Source organism: Streptomyces populi (assembly GCF_002911015.1).
Lineage (GTDB): Bacteria > Actinomycetota > Actinomycetes > Streptomycetales > Streptomycetaceae > Streptomyces > Streptomyces populi.
In genome coordinates this window covers 19,410-34,334 of record NZ_KZ626846.1, presented here as the reverse complement: position 1 = coordinate 34,334, position 14,925 = coordinate 19,410, and the positions used below count along the sequence as shown (strand labels likewise).

The following is a 14,925-nucleotide window of genomic DNA, read 5'->3' as shown; positions in this document are numbered from 1 at the left end:
CGAGATGGAACTGCGCCTGCTGGTGACCTTCGAGAAGGTCGCGACCGTGCTGAGCTTCACCCGGGCCGCGGCCGAGCTGGCGTACGCGCAGTCCAGTGTGACCGGCCAGATCCGCGCCCTGGAGTCCTCGCTCGGCACGGAGCTCTTCGACCGGCTGGGCGGCAGGATCCGGCTGACCGGGGCGGGCGAGCGGCTGCTGCCCTACGCCCGGCAGATCATCGAGCTGACCGAGGAGGCGCGGGCCGCGGTCGTCGACGCCGGGGAACCCTCCGGGGCGCTCACCGTCGGCACGATGGAGTCCCTCACCTCGTACCGGCTGCCGCCGCTCCTGGAGTTCTTCCACCACCGTCACCCCGGGGTGAAGCTGTCGCTGCGCACGACCATCGGCGACGAGACCCGCCAGGCCCTGCGCCAGGGCACGTACGACGTCGGCTTCCTGATGGAGGCGGAGACCGAGCACGCGGGTCTGGAGGTCGTGGTGCTCGCGCGGGAACCCCTCGCGCTGGTCGCCGCGCCCGGCGATCCGCTCGCCGGTACGGCACCGGACACGGCCCGCCTGCCGAGCCGCCCGCTGCTCGCCACCGAACCCGGCTGCGCCTACCGGGACTTGTTCGAGCGGGAGATCGACTCCCGCCTCCCGGAGGGCTCCTCCCCCGACTTCACCGAGTTCGGCACGATCGAGGCGACCAAACGCGCCGCGGCGGCCGGCCTCGGGATCGCGCTGCTGCCCGAGGTGACGGTCGCCGCGGAACTGGAGCGGGGCGAGCTCGTACGGCTGGACTGGGAGCCGCCGTTCACGCTGTGGACGCAGCTCGCCTGGCGGGCCGGGAAGCGGCTTCCGGCTCATGCGCGGCTGTTCGTGGAGCGGGCCCGGCGACTGGTGTCCGAGGAGTCCGGTCCGCCGGGGTGAGCGAGGCGTTCTCGGCGATCCGGCGGGCCATGACGCTCCTGGCGCTCTCGGTCTTCCCGGAAAGCGTCACCTTCAGGCTGGCGGTCACGATCAGCGGGACGCCGAGGGCCTGGACGAGCCCGATGTGGTGGCCGTACACCGCCCAGTCCATGACCATCGCGACGGCCGGGTAGGTGAAGGCGAGCACCGCGATCTTCGCGGTCGGGAGCTTGGCGTACGCGGCGTACATCAGGACGTACATCAGCCCCGTGTGGACGACTCCGAGCCCGATCAGCCAGCCCCAGTCCGCGCCGGTCCCCCGCATCGCGCCGAAGTCGGCGAAGGGGAGCAGCAGCGGGATGCCGACGACGACCTGGACGAGCGCGACGAGGTGCGGGCGGACACCGGTGACGCTCCCCCTCTGCTCAACGCGTGGGGGCACCCCCATGGTGACCAGGGTGGAGAGGCCGTAGAGGAGCGCGGCGAGGAGCGCCTGTCCGACGCCGGTGAGATACGCGCCGCCGTGCGCGAAGTCGGCCGGGGAGACACCGGCGACGAGGACCAGGCCGACGAAGGCCAGTGCGATCCAGCCGGCCTTGGCGGCGGTGAGCCGTTCGCGGAAGAGCAGGGCGCCCAGCAGCACCACGTAGAACGGCTGGGTGTGGTAGACGACGGTGGCGACGGAGATCGAGGTGTTCTCGTACGACTGGAAGAGCAGGACCCAGTTGAAGACGATGAACACCCCGCCGAGCGCGGCGAGTCCGAGGGTGCGCGGGGTGAAGCCGTGGCCCCGGAAGTAGCCCCGGGCCAGCGCGTAGCCGCCGAGGGCGAGGGCCCCGAACAGGACGCGGAAGAAGACGACGTCGAACGGCGAGGCCCCGGACTCGACGACGAAGACGCCGAGGGTCCCGGAGAGCATCATGGCGGCCGTGAGCTGGACGGCGCCCTTGTTCTCGACTGCGGTGGCTGAGGTCATGCCCCGAAGGTAGGAGCGGCGGCACCCCGCGGGCCACGGCCCACCGGGGCGTCCTGCCGATGCCCTCATCGGCGGTGCCGATGACCCCTGGTGAGGGCTCCTAGAGGGCCGGCTCCTCGCGCAGGACGAGGGCGAGGAGGCCCGGGAAGCGGGCGTCGAACTCCGCCCGGCGCAGCCGGTTGACCCGCTTGGGTCCCTCGTCACGCTGCTCGACGAGACCGGCGCCGCGCAGCACGGCGAAGTGATGGCTGAGGGCGGCCTTGCCGACGGGCACGTCGAAGGAGCCGCAGCTGCGGCTCCACTCCGGGGACCCGGCCAGCTCCCTGACGAGCCGGATGCGCACGGGATCGGCGAGCGCGGCGAGGGCGGTGAGCACGGGGACCTCGTCGGGGTGGACGTGCTCGGGCGCCGCCCGGTGACTGGTGCGCTCCGCCACGTCGGCCTCCCTGGTCCCGCTGATCCGCTTGCAGAGTGTTCGATGAAAACCATACACTCCCGAGTGTTCGCTTTTCATTGAACAGTCGAGCGTCAACCAGGGGTGTGCCATGCGTACGGTCGAATTCCAGGAGTACGGCGGTCCCGAGGTGCTGCGGGTCACCGAGGCGAAGGTCCCCGACCCGGGCCCCGGGCAGGTGAGCATCGACGTGGCCTACGTGGGCGTGAACTTCGCCGACCTCAAGGCGAGGTCGGAGGGCTACCGCGTCCCCGCCCTGCCCTTCGTGCCCGGACTCGAGGTCTCGGGCCGGATCCGGGCGGTCGGACCGGACGTCACGGGACTGCGGGTGGGCCAGGAGGTCACCGCGCTCACGGAGGGCGGGGCGTACGCGGAGGTGACCGTGGCCGACGCCGTGACGGTCTTCCCGCTGCCCGACGGCATCGGGCTGCGCACCGGCGCCGGACTGCCCACCGTCCTGCCCACGGCGTACGCGCTGCTGCACACGGTGGGCCGGATCCGGCCCGGCGAGACGGTGCTCGTCCAGGGTGCGGCGGGCGGCGTGGGCACGGTTCTCGGCCAGTTGGCGAAGGCGGCCGGGGCCGGCACGGTGTACGGCGTCGTGTCCGGCCCGGCGAAGGCCGAGTACGCCCTCGGCAACGGCTACGACGAGGTGTTCGTGGGCTCCTTCACGGACGAGGTCCGCGCCGCGACCGGCGGGCGCGGAGTGGACCTGGCCCTGGACCCGGTGGGCGGCGAGACCCTGCGCGGCTCCCTCGCCTCCCTCGCGCCCTTCGGCCGGCTGGTGTCCTTCGGCAACGCGAGCTCGGCGGAGCCCTGGACGGTGGGCCAGCCGGAGCTCTACCCGACCGGCCTGTCGGTCTCCGGGTTCTCGATCCTCGGCCTGGCGAAGACGGCCCCGGCCGCCCTCCGCGACATCGCCTCGCGCGCGTTCGAGACGGTGGCCGACGGCACCGTCAGCCTGCCGGTGACGGCGGAGTTCGCCCTGGAGGACGCCGCCGAGGCGCACACGCTGATGGGATCGCGGACGAGCACGGGCAAGCTGCTGCTGCGGGTGGCCGGTTCGCAGTGGTCGTGACCGTGGCCGTCGCACCCCCCGTCTAGCCTTCACCGCCATGACGACCCGCCTCCACGCCACCCGCGCCTCCTACGACACCGTCGCCGCCGACTACGCCGAGCTGCTCAAGGACGAGCTGGACGGGAAGCCGCTGGACACGGCGATGCTGGCGGCGTTCGCCGAGCGGGTGCGGGCCGGCGGGGGCGGGGCCGTGGCGGACCTCGGGTGCGGGCCCGGCCGGGTGACGGTCCGTCTGGAGGGCCTCGGGCTCGACGCGTTCGGGATCGACCTGTCGCCCGGGATGGTGGCGGTGGCCCGGCGGGCGCATCCCCATCTGCGGTTCGAGACGGGCACGATGACCGGCCTCGACATCCCGGACGGCACGCTCGCCGGAGCGCTCGCCTGGTACTCCACCGTGCACACGCCGATCGACGAACTGCCCGTGATGTTCGCCGAGTTCCACCGTGTCCTCGCCCCCGGCGGCCATCTGCTCATCGCGTTCAAGGCCGGCGACGAACAGGTCCGGCTGGAGCACGCGTACGGCCATGACGTGGACCTCGACGTCCACCGCTTCCCGCCCGAGCGGGTCGCCGGACTCCTGCGGGCGGCCGGCCTGTCCGAGGTCGCCCGTCTCGTCCGCGAGGCCGACGGCCGGGAGAAGACCCCGCAGGCCTTCGTCCTGGCCCGCAGGGCCGAAGACCCCCCGGCCCCCGCGACGGCGCCCTGAGCGCTTCCCCGCACCGCCCCCGTGTTCCGGCCGCGGAAGAGGACGGCCCGCGGGACAGTGGAGACATGGAGCGCATCGATCAGGCACAGGCCCGCGCGTGGCTCGCGACCGCCCTGGCGGAGGCTCGCGCCGGGCTCGCCGAGGGCGGGATCCCCGTCGGGGCCGCGCTGTACGGCGCGGACGGCACCCTCCTCGGACGCGGCCGCAACCGCCGCGTCCAGGACGGCGACCCCTCGGCGCACGGCGAGACGGCCGCCTTCCGCGACGCGGGACGGCAGCGGTCGTACCGCGGCACGACCATGGTGACCACCCTGTCGCCGTGCTGGTACTGCAGCGGGCTGGTCCGGCAGTTCGGGATCTCCCGGGTGGTCGTCGGCGAGGCGGCCACCTTCCACGGCGGCCACGACTGGCTCGCCGGGCACGGGGTGCAGATCGTGCTGCTCGACGACCCGGAGTGCACCGCGCTGATGCGCGGCTTCATCGAGAAGAACCCGGCGCTGTGGAACGAGGACATCGGTGAATGACCGGTCCGATCACCATCGGGCGGACGGCGGGACACCTTCGTAAGCGAACGACCCCGGAGCGGACACCGAGCGGCCTATCCCGAATCAAGTGCCCCTTTCGCACCCATATGTTGATACACATCGCAGCAGTACATCGGACCGGGCCACGGACCAGGGGGAGGAACGGTGCACACAGGGCTGCACGGCCGGGAGGCGCTGTTCGACACCGATCCGCCCGGACTCGCGTCACGGCTGGTGGGCCTGCGCCCGTACCAGTCGCGCGCCACGCCGTACGAACATCCCGCGGAGCCGCCCTTCGTGGTCTTCGCCGGCGGCCGGGGCCTGGGCAAGACCGCCGTGCTCCTCGCCCTGCGCGACGCCTACCGCGGGCGCACCCCCACCGCTCTCCTCGACGCCGAGGAAAGGGAGTTCGGCGCGCCACCCCCGGACCGTCCGGCCGCGTGCTGGTCGCCGGTGGGGCAGGCGCTCACCACGGCCGCCGGGCAGCTCGCCGAACCGGTGGAGGGCGCCGGACGGACCGGGTTCCCGCGGCTGTCGTCCGGACTGCTGGCGGTCGCGGCGGGCGGCTGGAGCGGCCGCGACGTGCCGCGCGTCCGGCGGGAGGCGGAGCGCCTCCTGCTGCTCGGCGAGACGGAGTCCTGGCTGTCGGGGTTCGCGGGGCGCTGGGTGGACAAGGTGGTCTCCCGGCTCGTCGCGTCGATGAGCGCGACGGGTCCGGTGGTGGAGCCCGTCGTCGAGGCGACCCTGGAGGCCTTCGCGGAGGGCGTCTCCCCGGCCCACCGCCGACTGCGCAGGGCCGCCGGCTGGTACCGGGACTACCCGGACGCGGGCGGGAGCCCCAAGCGCGCGCTGCTCCTGCTCTCCCGGCACTTCCGGGCGGGCGGCGACTCCCGCAGGCACGCCGAACGCCATCTCGTACGGGCGCTGCTGGCCGACCTCGACGACGCGCACGGGGGCGTCGGCCGGCGCTCGCACCGGCGGGGGCGCCCGGTCCTGCTGATCGACAACGTCCAGGAGCCCGCGGGCCTCGGACTCCTGGAGCCGGTCCTGCGCGACCGCGCCGACGGCATCAGGGACCAGGCCGTCTTCTTCGCCGCGCTACGGGGCCACACGCATCCGGCGCTGCGCAACGCGGGCCGCCTCGCGCTGTCCGACACCGCCCGGGCCACCGGCTGGCGGCCCGGCCCCTCCCCGTCCTCGCGGGCCCTGCTCGTCCCGCTGCCGCCGGCCCCCGACGGCACCCCGTGCATCAGGGACACCGCGTAGGCGGCCGGGGGCGTACGACGAAGGCCGGCCCCGCGCGACAGGAGTCGTGCGGGGCCGGCCTTCACGCGTCGGAGCGGGTCAGACTCCCGCGTAGGAGTGCTTGCCGCCGACGAAGATGTTGACGCCGTAGTAGTTGAACAGCCAGCAGCCGAAGGCGATCAGGGCGATGTAGGCGGCCTTGCGGCCCTTCCAGCCGGCCGTGGCCCGCGCGTGCAGGTGGCAGGCGTAGGCGACCCAGGTGATGAACGCCCAGGTCTCCTTCGGGTCCCAGCCCCAGTAGCGGCCCCAGGCGTCGCCCGCCCAGATCGCGCCCGCGATGATCGTGAAGGTCCACAGCGGGAAGACGGCGGCGTTCACGCGGTAGGAGAACTTGTCGAGCGAGGCCGAGGCGGGCAGGCGCTCCATGACCGAGGTGGCGAACCGGCCGGGCTTGCCGCCGTTCACGAGCTTGTTCTCGTACGAGTCCTTGAACAGGTACAGGATCGTGCTGACGGCGCCCACGTAGAAGACGGCGCCGCACAGGATCGCCGTCGAGACGTGGATGTACAGCCAGTACGAGTGCAGCGCGGGGACCAGCTGGTCGCTCGCGGTGTACAGGACGGTGACGGCGAGACCGAGGTCGAGCAGGACCGTGGTGATCAGGGGCAGGCCGAGCCAGCGGACGTTCTTCTTCAGCGCGAGCAGGACGAGGAAGACCCCGACGGCCACGGTGGAGAAGGTGATGTTGAACTCGTACATGTTGCCCCAGGGGGCCCGCCGCACCGACAGGGCGCGGGCGAGCACACCGGCCGCCTCGACGCCCCACGCGAGCACGCTGAGGGACACGGCGATCCGCCCGTAGAGGTCGCCCTGCTCGTCCCCTCCGTGGGCGCCGGGCCCGTCGGGCACGTCCCGCGCGCCCGAGGCGGAGCGGGTGACGACCTTCGGCCGCTCCAGCACCGTGGTGGTGCCGCCCTTCCGCGCGGTGACCGCGGGGGCCGCCGCGGCCGCCTGCGCACCGTTCGCGGTGAGCGCGCTGGCGGTGCGGGCGACCTTGCTGCGGCTGCCGAAGAGCCACTCGGCGATGAAGGCGAAGAAGGCCAGGGTGTAGACGGCCATCGCGGAGTAGATCAGCGTGTTGCTGATGTTGGCGAGGTGTTCGTTGGTCGCGGTGGCCAGTTCGGTCACGGCGCCCAGGTCGTGTGCGGTGGCGAGCGTCACTGCTTCTCGGCCCCTTCGGCGGCGGGTACGGGGGGTTCGGCGTCGGCGGGTGCCGCGTCCTCGTCGGACGTGGTGGGTGCCTGTTCGTGCACGAGCGCGGCCAGGTCGCCGAGCTCCTCGGGGAGTTTCGCGGACTCGCTGCGGCCGAGCCCGGCCATCTCGACGACGGTGACGCCGTCGTCGCCGGTGGTCGCCCGCACCCAGACGCGGCGGCGCTGGATGAACAGCGAACCGGCGAGTCCGACGATCGCGGCGAACGCCCCGGCCAGCGCCCAGTCACTGCCGGGCTGCTGGGTGACCTGGAAGTTCGCCCACTCCTTGATGTCCTTGTCGAAGGTGATCGACCCGGCGCCGTCCGGCAGCGTCATCGTCTCGCCGGGCCGCAGCCGCGCCTTGAGGATCTCGCCCTTGGCGTCCTTGAACTGCTTCATGTGGGTCGTGTCGAGCTGGTACACGTTCTGCGGGAGGCCCGCGTTGACACCGAGGCTGCCGTGGAAGCCGCTCAGCGCGAGCACGGGGTAGTCGAGCGCGGGGAACTGGGAGAACATGTCGCCCTTGCCCGCCCCGGCGAACGTCGGCACGAAGAACGCGGAGAAGCCGAGCTGGTCGAACTCGCCCCGCGCGTCCCGGTAGCCGTCCATGACCTTGATGGCGCCCTGCGAGGTGACGTTGGAGTCGAGCGGCAGCAGGGGCACGGCGTCGTGGAAGACGACCTTGCCCCTGCCGTCCCGGACGGTCACGGTGGGCGCGTAGCCGTGGGCGGTCAGATAGACCTTCGTGTCGCCGATCACGAGCGGCTCGTTGACCTTGACGACGGTCTTGCGCTCCTTGCCGTAGGCGCCCTCGCTGTAGGTGAGTTCCGCCTGGTACGTGCGGGGCGTGCCCTTGTTGGGACCGGTCCGCTCGTAGGTGCCGGTGAAGTTCTTCAGGTCGAAGCTGAACGGTGTCAGGTCGTCGACGCTGAAGAGGTTGCCGGACTTGAAGTCGTCGTAGGACATGAGCGCGTTGGCGAAGCCGCCGCCCTCGACGATCAGCTTGTCGCCCTCGGACTTGAAGAGCTGGCCCCAGGCGAAGGCGACGAGCATCACGATCAGCGCGATGTGGAAGAGCAGGTTGCCGGCCTCGCGCAGGTAGCCCTTCTCCGCGGCGACGGCGTCCTTGTCGACGTGCGCCCGGAAGCGCTTCTCCTTGAGGACCTTCAGCGCGATCTCACGGACCTGCTCGGGCTCCGCGGCGGTGCGCCAGGTCGTGTACGCCGGCAGCCGGGTCAGCCGCTTGGGGGCGCCCGGCGGACGGCCCCGCAGCTGTCCGACGAACTGCCAGGTGCGGGGCACGATGCAGCCGATGAGCGAGACGAACAGCAGGATGTAGATCGCGGAGAACCACACCGAGCTGTACACGTGGAACAGACCGAGCCGGTCGTAGAGCGGACCGAGCACGCTGTGCGCGTCCTTGAACGCCTGCACCTTGTCCGCGTCGGTGCCGGACTGCGGGATCAGTGATCCGGGGATGGCGCCGAGCGACAGCAGGAAGAGCAGGATCAGCGCGACCCGCATCGAGGTGAGCTGGCGCCAGATCCAGCGGGCCCAGCCGGTGACCTCGCGGGCGGTCCAGGCGAGCCAACCGGTGGCGCCGGGAGCGCGGGAGCCGCCGAAGGAGCCGGGCATCGCCGTCTCGACCGGCGCGGTGGACAGCTGCGACCCGGCCTCGCCGATCTCGTGGGCGTCCCCCGCCTCCCGGGGGGAGGCCAGGACGTCCTCGCCGGCCGGCTCGCCGGCGTCGGGGCCGGCCGTGCTGCCGGTGTCAGTGCTGCTCATGGATCAGATCCCTACCGTGAAACCGTCGGACCAGGCCTGCATCTGCTGCACGATGCCGTCCCAGGCACCGGTGAGCAGGAGAAGTCCGGTCGCGATCATCATTCCGCCGCCGATCCGCATCACCCAGGCGTAGTGACGCTTCACCCAGCCGAACGCGCCGAGCGCCTTGCGGAAGGCGACCGCGGTGAGGACGAAGGGCACGCCGAGGCCGAGGCAGTAGGCGACCGTCAGTATGGCCCCGCGTCCGGCGCTCGCCTGGTCCATGGAGAGCAGGTTGACGGAGGTGAGCGTCGGGCCCAGGCACGGCGTCCAGCCGACGCCGAAGAGCGCGCCCAGGACCGGCGCCCCCGCGAGCCCGGTCACCGGCCGCTTGTGGAAGCGGAACTCACGCTGGGTGAGCCAGGGCATCAGCCCCATGAAGAACACGCCCATCACGACCATCAGCACCCCGAGGACCTTGCTGATCGTGCCGCTGTACTCGTGCAGCGTCCAGCCGAAGTAGCCGAACAGCGCACCGCCGGAGACGAACACGGCGGTGAAGCCGAGCACGAAGAGACTGGCCCCGGCGACCATCCGCCCCCGTCGGGCCTCGGCCAGGTCCGTGCCGCTGACACCGGTGACGTACGACAGGTAGCCGGGCACCAGCGGCAGGACGCACGGCGAGAAGAAGGAGACGAGCCCGCCGAGCACGGCGATGGGCAGCGCGAGCAGCAGGGCGCCGCTGTAGACCGTGGTGTTCATGTCGGTCGCGGCGGCGAGGTTCGTGGTCGTCTGGAGGAGGGACACGGCGGTCACTTCTCCGCGAGGACGGGGTCGAGCATCTCGTGCAGCTTGTCCTCGCTGAGCGCCTGGAGCGTGCGGGCCGCGATCTTCCCGTCCCGGTCGATGACGATCGTGGAGGGGATCGTCTGCGGGTTGAGCGTGCCCTTCTTGAAGCGGAGCATCAGCTTGCCCGTCGGGTCGTACAGGCTGGGGTACGGGACGCCCTGCTCCTTCTCGAAGGCCCGGGGCAGGGCGATGCTGCCGTCACGGGTGTTGATGCCGACGAACTGCACGCCCTTGGCGGCGGTCTCCTTGGCGACCTTGACGAGGTTGGGCGTCTCGGCGCGGCACGGCGGGCACCAGGAGCCCCACACGTTGAGGACGACGACCTTGCCCTTGAAGTCGGCGACGTCGACCTGCTTGCCGTCGACGGTCTTGCCGGAGAGGTCCGGGGCGGCGGCCCTGGACCCCTTGGCGACGGTGGAGATGCCGTCCTTGCCCTTGACGAAGTTGTTGCCGCCGCCGCCACCGGAGGTGCCGCCGGAGCCGCACGCGGACAGCAGGAGCGCGGCAAGGGCGGCCCCCGCGGTGTACAGGGCGGCGCGGGGGCGGTTCGGGCGCTGGTCTGCGCGGCAGGCGGCACTCATGTGAAAAGTTTCGCATGCCCGTTTCGGGGATCTTCCGCACCCCCCTTGCGGGCCGAAACCCGCATTTCAGGCGGCCTGCCCCCGGAGGTAGCGGTGCCAGCCGCCGGCGGGCTCCTCCCCCACGTCCATCGACTGGAGCTTCGCCAGTACCTCGGGCCGCTGGACGTCCAGCCAGTCCACGAACTGCCGGAAGGAGACCATGCGCACGTCGGAGCCCTTCTCCTTCTCCCGGGCGATGTGGGTGAAGACGTGTTCGACGGCGTCCATGTAGATGCCGCCGTTCCACTCCTCGAAGTGGTTGCCGATGAAGAAGGGCGCCCGGTTCGTCTCGTACGCCCGCTTGAACCCGGCCACGTACGACGCGGACGCCTGGGTGCGCCAGCCCGGGTAGTTGTACGAGGGCGCCCGGGTGGTGGCGATCGACTGGTTGGCGAGGATGTTGTAGTCCATCGACAGGACCTCGAAGCGGTGGCCGGGGAAGGGCATCGCCTGCAAGGGCAGGTCCCACAGTCCCTGCTTCTTCTGCGGCCAGCGCTGGACACCGCCGGGCGAGGAGGCGTCGTAGCGCCAGCCGAGCTCCTTGACGGCGGGCAGCAGGTTGTTCTGGCCGAGCAGGCACGGGGTGCGGGCGCCGATGAGCTCCTTCTCGTAGTCGAAGGGCAGCGGGGGCAGGTCGGTCCAGCCCGTGTTGGTGCGCCACTCCTTGACGAAGGACTTGGCCTGTTCGATCTCGCTGGTCCACTGCCGGGGCGTCCAGTTGCCGACCGAGCCGGAGCCGCCGCAGAAGTGGCCGTTGAAGTGGGTGCCGATCTCGTGGCCGTCGAGCCAGGCCTGACGGACCAGCTTCAGGGTGGAGCGGACGTGTTCGTCGCTGAGGTAACCGATGTCCGAGGCGCCGCGGGGGTTGTTCGGCGGGTCGTACAGACGCTTCTTCGACTCGGGCAGCAGGTACAGCCCGGAGAGGAAGAACGTCATGTGCGCGTCGTTCTCCTTGGCGAGCCGGAGGAAGCGGTCGAAGAGGCCGGTACCGACCTCTCCGGCCCCGTCCCAGGAGAAGACCACGAACTGCGGCGGGGTCTCGCCGGGTTCCAGCGGCACGGGGGCCTCCGGCTGGCGCGGCTGCTTGCCCGTGTAGGCGGTGGAGCCGTCGCCGATGAGACGCATGACCGGCTTCTTCGGGGCGCCGGGCCGGCCGGTGCCGGACGAGGCGGAGGTGGAGGCGTCAGGGTGTCGCGGGGTCTCCTTGCCCGAGGTCGTACCGCACGCGGCGAGTCCGAGCGCGCTCGCCGCACCCGCACCGAGGCCGATCATTCCTCTTCGGCTGACGTTGCGCATACGGTCCTCTTTTCATCGCACCCTCTCAGCTGACTCTCAGCTTGTATCCCATGAGAGGGCACGACGAAGACGGGGGTTCCGTTTAACGCGCTCGGATTTATACGATTTTACGAATATGCGCCCATTTGGACCGGCTCTCCGTTCCGAACCATCAGGCCCCGAACGCCTTGGCCTTCCCCTTCACCGGCTTGGCGCCCGCGAGGAGGTGAGCCGGAACCAGATCGCGCGCGGGCTCGGTGTAGCCCACGGACACGATCTTGTCGCCGCGGTAGGTGAACGTCGTCAGCGAGGCCAGGGTGCACTGCCGCTTGCGCGGGTCGTGCCACAACCGCCGCTTCTCCGCGTAGCTGCGGACGATCCAGATCGGCAGCTGATGGCTCACCAGCACCGCCTCGTGGCCGCGCGCCGCGTCCTTGGCGGCGTCCAGCGCCCCCATCATGCGCACGACCTGGTCCACGTACGGCTCGCCCCAGGACGGCTTGAAGGGGTTGACGAGGTGCTTCCAGTTCTCCGGCCGCCGCAGCGCGCCGTCCCCGACACCGAAGGTCTTGCCCTGGAAGACGTTGTCGGCCTCGATGAGCCGCCCGTCGGTCGCCAGGTCGAGCCCGTGGGCCTTCGCGATCGGCGTGGCCGTCTCCTGCGCCCGCTCCAGCGGCGAGGCCACGACGTGCGTGACGTCGCGCGAGGTGAGGTGCTCGGCCACCCGGTCGGCCATCTGCCGCCCCAGCTCGGACAGGTGGTACCCGGGCAGCCGCCCGTAGAGCACCCCGTCCGGGTTGGCGACCTCGCCGTGCCGCATCAGGTGGACGACCGTGATGTCGCCCGCGCCGTTCTTGCCGCTGTTCTCGCTCATGCCGTGGCCTCCGCCGCTGCCCGCGCCGCCGCCGGAAGGGCGTCGGCGATCCTCTGAACCGCCTGGTCGTCATGGGCCGTCGACACGAACCACGACTCGAACGAGGACGGCGGCAGGTAGACGCCCTGCGCCAGCATCGAGTGGAAGAACGCGGTGTAGCGGAAGGACTCCTGCGCCTTCGCGCCCTCGTAGTCGCGCACCTCACGGCCCGTGAAGAAGACCGAGAACATGTTGGAGGCGCGCTGCAGACGGTGGGTCACACCCTCCTTGGCGAGCGCCTCGGTCACCAGCTCCTGGATCCGCGCCGACACCGCGTCGACCTTGTCGTACGCGGCCTGGTCGAGCAGCCGCAGCTGCGCGAGCCCGGCGGCGGTGGCGACGGGATTGCCCGAGAGCGTGCCCGCCTGGTACACCGGCCCGGCCGGCGCCAGGTGCTCCATCACGTCCGCGCGGCCACCGAACGCGGCGGCCGGGAAGCCGCCGCCCATCACCTTGCCGAACGTCATCAGGTCGGGACGCACGCCGTCGATCCCGTACCAGCCGGCCCTGCTGGTACGGAAGCCGGTCATCACCTCGTCGGAGATGTAGAGGGCACCGTTCTTCGCGCAGGCGTCCTTGAGGCCCTGGTTGAAACCGGGCGCCGGCGGCACCACGCCCATGTTGCCGGGCGAGGCCTCGGTGATCACACAGGCGATCTCGCCGGGGTGCGCGTGGAACGCGGCCTGCACGGCCTCGAGGTCGTTGTAGGGCAGGACGATCGTGTCGGCGGCCTGGGCACCGGTGACACCGGGCGTGTCGGGCAGCGCGAAGGTCGCCACCCCGCTGCCCGCCGCGGCGAGCAGCGAGTCGACGTGGCCGTGGTAGCAGCCGGCGAACTTGATCACCTTCGTGCGCCGGGTGAACCCGCGGGCGAGCCGGATGGCCGACATGGTCGCCTCGGTGCCGCTGGAGACGAGCCGGACCTGCTCGACGGGCTCGATGCGGGCGACGATCTCCTCCGCGAGGGCGACCTCCCCCTCACCGGGCGTACCGAAGGACGTACCGCGCGCGACGGCCGCCTGCACGGCGGCGATGACCTCGGGGTGGGAGTGCCCGAGGATCATCGGCCCCCAGGAACAGACGAGGTCGACGTACTCACGGCCGTCGGCGTCGGTCAGGTACGGTCCGGTACCGGACACCATGAACCGGGGCGTACCGCCCACGGCGCGGAAGGCGCGCACCGGAGAATTCACGCCACCTGGTGTGACGGCCGCCGCACGGTCGAACAGCGACTGCGAGGCTGGGGCTTCGTAGGGATAAGGCAGTTCGGTCATGACCTGCGACGTCTCCGTCTCCGGGGGCTAGTGACCTCCTCAGGGTAGGCCAGGGGCCCCGGTGGGCCGTGAGGGGAAGAGCGGGGCGCCGTGAACGGAGCGCCCCGGCCCGACGTACGGCTCCACAGAGGAATGATCCCGGCCATCGCCGGGCCGGTGTGACGGAGCCCGGGACGACAACCGGGTCCCTTCCCCCGGCCATCTGCGAAACTGGGACACGAACGGACAGGTCACATGAACGACGGTGTTCAGGGGCCGCGAAGATCCCGCGGACAGGTGTTTCGGCGCACGTTTCGTCGTGCGACCGTGGGGGAGGTCACTGTCACGATGATCGGGTTGCGTGGCGGGGGTCGCGCGACTTAGAAAAGCAGTCGGGTGGAGATATGCATCGCGGTGGCGGACTGGGCGAGGGGACCGATGACCTCAACCCTCGGCGTGCCCGGCGGGGGAAGCACCGGCGTGAGGCGGAGGAAGCGGCCGGCAGAGCAGGACAGGTACAGGGATCACAGGGTGACCCCGACGAGCGGATCGACCGCGCGGTCGAGCGACTGCGGGCGGAGAGCGGGAATGGTGGCCGAGTGGGGGTGACGTACAAATACTTCGGCGCGCCGGACGGCGCGACGGCAGCCAGGGTCCCGATCTCGATGCGCCCCGAGGAACTCGGCGGCGACGAACTCGGCATGAACGGCATGTTCACCAAGATCAAGCCGGAGACGATGGCCGCGATGGTCCTCACCGGCATAGAAGGCGTCCCCCTGAGCAAGGTGCCGCCGCTGGAGCTCGTCGTCCTGCACCCCGACTACGCCGTGGTCAAGCTCCCGATGACCGTCGTCGACCCGATCCGCGGCATAGGCGAGGAGGCCGTGGGCGCGGCCGCCTTCATCTGGTCCACCGTCCCGGACCGGGGCGGCCCGCGGGACGCCTTCAACGTCTACCAGCTGCTGCACGAGTGGCAGGACTTCTCGAACCGCCTGCACGAGGCGGGGCACCAGCCGTACTGCCTGGTGTGGCCCTGATCCGGGGTTCCCACGGCGGCGGGCGGGGTCCCCGGACCCCGCCTTTTTCGTGCGCCGGGACCCGCTTCCGGCGCTCCCGGCCCGCCCCC

The 14,925-nt window shown here is 71.4% G+C and carries 15 protein-coding genes; 6 read left to right on the top strand and 9 right to left on the bottom strand.

Annotated features, from left to right (window positions below; translation table 11 throughout):
* The first annotated feature begins 4 nt into the window (after positions 1–4).
* The gene (locus CW362_RS05775) at positions 5–910 is read left to right on the top strand and encodes a LysR family transcriptional regulator (RefSeq protein ID WP_162683972.1); all 906 of its coding nucleotides are present in this window, start codon (positions 5–7) and stop codon (positions 908–910) included.
* Here the strand turns inward: CW362_RS05775 and CW362_RS05770 are convergent.
* Positions 795–1,865, bottom strand: coding sequence for a DMT family transporter (locus CW362_RS05770; protein ID WP_103548266.1), 1,071 nt, complete (start codon positions 1,863–1,865; stop codon positions 795–797). The genes CW362_RS05775 and CW362_RS05770 overlap by 116 nt on opposite strands.
* Positions 1,866–1,965: 100 nt before the next feature.
* The gene (locus CW362_RS05765) at positions 1,966–2,301 is read right to left on the bottom strand and encodes an ArsR/SmtB family transcription factor (RefSeq protein ID WP_240657669.1); all 336 of its coding nucleotides are present in this window, start codon (positions 2,299–2,301) and stop codon (positions 1,966–1,968) included.
* 109 nt (positions 2,302–2,410) lie between these two features.
* Between CW362_RS05765 and CW362_RS05760 the strand changes: the two genes are divergently transcribed.
* The 4 genes from CW362_RS05760 to CW362_RS05745 all read left to right on the top strand — a co-directional run bounded on the left by CW362_RS05760 (position 2,411) and on the right by CW362_RS05745 (position 5,893).
* Positions 2,411–3,397, top strand: coding sequence for a quinone oxidoreductase family protein (locus CW362_RS05760; RefSeq protein ID WP_103548264.1), 987 nt, complete (start codon positions 2,411–2,413; stop codon positions 3,395–3,397).
* Between the two features lie 37 nt (positions 3,398–3,434).
* Positions 3,435–4,103, top strand: coding sequence for a class I SAM-dependent DNA methyltransferase (locus tag CW362_RS05755; protein WP_103548263.1), 669 nt, complete (start codon positions 3,435–3,437; stop codon positions 4,101–4,103).
* 65 nt (positions 4,104–4,168) lie between these two features.
* Complete coding sequence (locus tag CW362_RS05750) at positions 4,169–4,627, top strand: nucleoside deaminase (protein ID WP_103548262.1); 459 nt, start codon at positions 4,169–4,171, stop codon at positions 4,625–4,627.
* 165 nt (positions 4,628–4,792) lie between these two features.
* Positions 4,793–5,893 carry a hypothetical protein gene (locus CW362_RS05745; protein WP_206300874.1) on the top strand — a complete coding sequence of 367 codons (1,101 nt, stop codon included), beginning with the start codon at positions 4,793–4,795 and terminating at the stop codon, positions 5,891–5,893.
* 78 nt (positions 5,894–5,971) lie between these two features.
* Here CW362_RS05745 and ccsB read toward each other — a convergent pair whose 3' ends face one another.
* From ccsB to hemL, 7 genes are all read right to left on the bottom strand, one after another.
* Complete coding sequence (gene ccsB, locus CW362_RS05740; RefSeq protein ID WP_206300873.1) at positions 5,972–7,093, bottom strand: c-type cytochrome biogenesis protein CcsB; 1,122 nt, start codon at positions 7,091–7,093, stop codon at positions 5,972–5,974.
* Positions 7,090–8,910, bottom strand: a complete 1,821-nt coding sequence (gene resB, locus CW362_RS05735; RefSeq protein WP_103548261.1) for a cytochrome c biogenesis protein ResB — start codon at positions 8,908–8,910, stop codon at positions 7,090–7,092. Before resB ends, ccsB begins: the two co-directional genes overlap by 4 nt.
* 3 nt (positions 8,911–8,913) lie before the next feature.
* Positions 8,914–9,651: a cytochrome c biogenesis CcdA family protein gene (locus CW362_RS05730; protein WP_103548384.1), complete on the bottom strand. Its 738-nt coding sequence runs from the start codon at positions 9,649–9,651 to the stop codon at positions 8,914–8,916.
* Between the two features lie 50 nt (positions 9,652–9,701).
* The gene (locus CW362_RS05725) at positions 9,702–10,319 is read right to left on the bottom strand and encodes a TlpA family protein disulfide reductase (RefSeq protein ID WP_103548260.1); all 618 of its coding nucleotides are present in this window, start codon (positions 10,317–10,319) and stop codon (positions 9,702–9,704) included.
* 66 nt (positions 10,320–10,385) lie between these two features.
* Positions 10,386–11,654, bottom strand: a complete 1,269-nt coding sequence (locus CW362_RS05720; RefSeq protein WP_103548259.1) for a polysaccharide deacetylase family protein — start codon at positions 11,652–11,654, stop codon at positions 10,386–10,388.
* 151 nt (positions 11,655–11,805) lie between these two features.
* On the bottom strand, positions 11,806–12,507 hold the full coding sequence (locus CW362_RS05715; RefSeq protein WP_103548258.1) for a histidine phosphatase family protein: 702 nt from the start codon (positions 12,505–12,507) through the stop codon (positions 11,806–11,808).
* Entirely contained in the window at positions 12,504–13,820 is a 1,317-nt protein-coding gene (gene hemL, locus CW362_RS05710; protein ID WP_103548257.1) for a glutamate-1-semialdehyde 2,1-aminomutase, read from the bottom strand. Before hemL ends, CW362_RS05715 begins: the two co-directional genes overlap by 4 nt.
* A gap of 383 nt (positions 13,821–14,203) precedes the next feature.
* Between hemL and CW362_RS05700 the strand changes: the two genes are divergently transcribed.
* Entirely contained in the window at positions 14,204–14,836 is a 633-nt protein-coding gene (locus CW362_RS05700) for a hypothetical protein (protein ID WP_162683971.1), read from the top strand.
* The last annotated feature ends 89 nt before the right edge of the window (positions 14,837–14,925 follow it).

Excerpts from the sequence above, each read along its gene's own strand:
- CW362_RS05775 (WP_162683972.1), top strand. The coding sequence starts at position 5 with ATGGAACTGCGCCTGCTGGTGACCTTCGAGAAGGTCGCGACCGTGCTG.
- CW362_RS05770 (WP_103548266.1), bottom strand. The coding sequence starts at position 1,865 with ATGACCTCAGCCACCGCAGTCGAGAACAAGGGCGCCGTCCAGCTCACG.
- CW362_RS05760 (WP_103548264.1), top strand. The coding sequence starts at position 2,411 with ATGCGTACGGTCGAATTCCAGGAGTACGGCGGTCCCGAGGTGCTGCGG.
- CW362_RS05755 (WP_103548263.1), top strand. The coding sequence starts at position 3,435 with ATGACGACCCGCCTCCACGCCACCCGCGCCTCCTACGACACCGTCGCC.
- CW362_RS05750 (WP_103548262.1), top strand. The coding sequence starts at position 4,169 with ATGGAGCGCATCGATCAGGCACAGGCCCGCGCGTGGCTCGCGACCGCC.
- resB (WP_103548261.1), bottom strand. The coding sequence starts at position 8,910 with ATGAGCAGCACTGACACCGGCAGCACGGCCGGCCCCGACGCCGGCGAG.
- CW362_RS05730 (WP_103548384.1), bottom strand. The coding sequence starts at position 9,651 with ATGAACACCACGGTCTACAGCGGCGCCCTGCTGCTCGCGCTGCCCATC.
- CW362_RS05725 (WP_103548260.1), bottom strand. The coding sequence starts at position 10,319 with ATGAGTGCCGCCTGCCGCGCAGACCAGCGCCCGAACCGCCCCCGCGCC.
- CW362_RS05720 (WP_103548259.1), bottom strand. The coding sequence starts at position 11,654 with ATGCGCAACGTCAGCCGAAGAGGAATGATCGGCCTCGGTGCGGGTGCG.
- CW362_RS05715 (WP_103548258.1), bottom strand. The coding sequence starts at position 12,507 with ATGAGCGAGAACAGCGGCAAGAACGGCGCGGGCGACATCACGGTCGTC.
- hemL (WP_103548257.1), bottom strand. The coding sequence starts at position 13,820 with ATGACCGAACTGCCTTATCCCTACGAAGCCCCAGCCTCGCAGTCGCTG.
- CW362_RS05700 (WP_162683971.1), top strand. The coding sequence starts at position 14,204 with ATGCATCGCGGTGGCGGACTGGGCGAGGGGACCGATGACCTCAACCCT.